General features: G+C 42.5%; 3 protein-coding genes. All 3 read left to right on the top strand.

The window, feature by feature from the left end:
• Window positions 1–593: 593 nt before the first annotated feature.
• Window positions 594–1,913, top strand: a complete 1,320-nt coding sequence (locus tag HP456_RS21950; RefSeq protein WP_172255074.1) for an aspartate aminotransferase family protein — start codon at window positions 594–596, stop codon at window positions 1,911–1,913.
• Window positions 1,914–1,915: 2 nt separating this feature from the next.
• On the top strand, window positions 1,916–2,608 hold the full coding sequence (locus tag HP456_RS21945) for a 3-oxoacid CoA-transferase subunit A (RefSeq protein WP_312857805.1): 693 nt from the start codon (window positions 1,916–1,918) through the stop codon (window positions 2,606–2,608).
• The coding region (locus HP456_RS21940; protein ID WP_172255072.1) for a 3-oxoacid CoA-transferase subunit B at window positions 2,587–3,100 on the top strand (514 nt) is incomplete at its 3' end. The genes HP456_RS21945 and HP456_RS21940, both read left to right, overlap by 22 nt.

Raw genomic sequence — 3,100 nt, 5'->3', positions numbered from 1 at the left:
GAAAGAACGACTTTTCCACGGATTGTACGAAAGTATGTAAGTAAACCCCGATTATTCTTTGTCTTTTCCTTACTCTCTTTCTTTTTGTTTCCTTTTGGCAATGTGACTGGTGATTTCCATTTTTTCTTTATCACTGCATCCCCCTCCTGGACGTGAAAAAAGTAGCATCAAAGGATGAACTTACCATTATTCTACCTATATTGTACTGATTAATCTAGTCTATTTGGTTACTTTTTGTCGAATTTTTAAGAATTTTATCAAATTTAGATATACCCGAATAAATATGTAAGTATTTTTAATTATGTTCGTTTAATTGTGAGTTATGTTTAGTTTAATCTTGTTAATATGAACGAATTGATCAATAAATACAAACTTCATTTAAATCAATAACAAATCATGCAAGTGGTTCGAGTGGGTCTTATGTACTGGTCGGAAGTCTGGGGTTGAACACCAAAAAGAGAATCGGGGTATTTTTGAAAAGCAAAGAAAGATTCTTGTTTAAAGACATATGAATGTAAGTAAGGGATCCTTCATTTGTGAAACACAGTACGAATGAACAGAGAGCTCGAAATTGAGTCTTCGGGAGGGAGAATATGCCTCATTCACATTTAATTAAACCATTTATAGGTGATCATTATCCGATGATTGATTATGGGAAGGGAGTTTATCTGTACGATCAGTCAGGTCAGGAGTATTTAGATGCTTGTTCCGGAGCTGTAACAGCGAATCTGGGACATGGAATGGAGGAAATCATTCAATCGATTGTTGAGCAGGGCAGCAAAGTGGCCTTTGTATATCGTTCGCAATTCAGCAACCAGCCAGCTGAAGATCTCGCTGCTTTTCTTCATGAGAAAACAGGATATCCGTGGAGTTTCTTTGTGAACAGCGGCTCAGAAGCAGTGGAAACTTCAATAAAAATCGCTCTTCAGCATTGGCATGAAAAGGGCAAGCCTGCCAAAAGAAGAATCCTGTCGAGGTGGCTCAGTTACCATGGTATCACATTGGGAGCTTTATCAGCTTCAGGTCATCCTGTCAGAAGGGAAAGGTTCGATTCCGTAATAGGGGATTGGCCGACAATCGAGCCTCCATATTGTTTGGATTGCCCGTTTGGCAAGTCTTATCCTACCTGTGATTTGGCTTGTGCTCAGCAGCTGGAGATGATGATTTCAAGAATAGGAGCCGATAATATCGCAGCATTCATTTCAGAGCCGATCATCGGAGCAGCGGGAGGAGCCATTTCACCACCTAAAGAATACTATTCCCGCATCAAAGAAATCTGTGAACGTAATGAAATTCTATTTATTTCTGACGAAGTCATGAGCGGATGCGGAAGAACAGGGACCTTCTTGGCACTTGAACAATGGGGAGTCAAAGCTGATATCGTGGCTGTCGGAAAAGGATTGAGTGCTGGATATGCACCAATAGCGGCAGCATTGATATCAGACAAAGTGATGGAACCAATAATAAATGGGACAAGAATTATTATGAGCGGTCATACTTACAGCGGGAATCCGCTCTCCTCAGCCGCCGCTCTTGCCGTTCTGAAACTCATCGAATCAGAAAAGATCATAGAAGGAATTGAAAGTAAAAGTATTTATTTGAGAAATTTATTGGCGAAGTTGAAGAATGAATTTTTATTTGTGCGGGAAGTTAGGGGAAAGGGCTTATTATTGGGCATTGAATTTACTCTCTCAGGCAGTGAATCGGGTGGAACTTTCACTTCTTCTGTCGTGGCTGCAGGTACCGAAAACGGAATCCTATTGTATCCGGCGGCAGCAGGGCTCGACGGGAGAAAAGGCTCGGCCATCATAATAGCACCACCTCTGAACAGTTCGAAAAGAGAGCTTGAGGAAGTGTACAAAAGGCTGCGGTCCACCTTTCAAACAGTTGAAATGAAGTCGAAGGAGGGGTAGGGGTGTCTAGAAATCTAAATAAAATTAGCAGCTATGAAAACATAAAGTCTTTATTCTTTAATAATATGATTCTAATGTTTGGCGGTTTTGGAGGAGTAGGTTCTCCGCCGACTATCATTAATAACATATTGAATTGGGGGACCAGAGACCTGACAATCATTGGGAATGACACGGGGTTTCCCCATATCGGGATCGGGCAGCTGATTGCCGAAAATAGAGTCAAAAAAGTCATCGCCTCCCATATCGGTTCGAACCCGATAGCTGGCAGGTTGATGAGTGAGGGGACACTTGAAGTGGAATTTTCTCCACAAGGAATACTTGCGGAAAGAATCAGGGCTGGCGGTGTGGGACTAAAAGGTATCATATCTGATATAGGGATTGATGACCCATACTTGAACAAGGAGAAGAAAGTGATTGAAATAGAAGGACATCCTTATTTAGTTGAGTCAGCCCTGTCTGCACAAGTAGGTATCGTATTAGCAAAGAAAGCGGATCCATTCGGTAATCTTGTTTATGACAAAAGTGCGAGAAATACGAATCCATTAGTGGCTATGGCTTCAGACATCACTATTGTGGAAGCTGAAGAAATCGTAGACACCGGAGAACTGGATCCGGAACAAATCGTTACCTCTGGAGTTTTTGTCGATTATATTGTTCCTTCTAAAGGAGTCGATTGGAAATGGATATGGGAATAAAGAACAGGCTGGCGGAGAGAGCTTCCCGGGAAGTAAAGGATGGGATGGTCGTCAATCTCGGGATTGGGATCCCTTCACTCGTACCCAATCATCTCCCTTCAGGGTATGAAGTCATTTTTCATTCGGAAAATGGAATTGTAGGCATAGGAGCGGCCCCGGGGAGAGGCAGTGAGGACGGAAACCTCTGTAACGCCGGCGGTTTCCCGGTATCACTGATTAACGGTGGAAGTTATACGGACAGTGCAGCAGCATTCGCGATGATCCGAAGAGGAAAAATTGACTTGACCATCCTTGGTTCTTTGCAGGTCAGCCAAAAAGGTGACCTTGCAAATTGGATCATACCCGGTAAAAAGGTGCCGGGAATGGGCGGTGCGACTGAACTCGCATCAAAAGCGAAAAAAGTGATCGTGGTAATGACTCACTTGGATAAATATCATAATAGTAAGCTAGTAAAAGAATGCACCTTGCCATTAACCGCAAAACAGTGCGTAT

It is taken from the genome of Bacillus haikouensis (assembly GCF_013179555.1).
GTDB classification, from domain to species: Bacteria; Bacillota; Bacilli; order Bacillales; family Bacillaceae_B; genus Rossellomorea; species Rossellomorea haikouensis_A.
The sequence above is the reverse complement of the archived record's forward strand: the minus strand, read 5'-3'. Positions and strand labels throughout refer to the sequence as shown.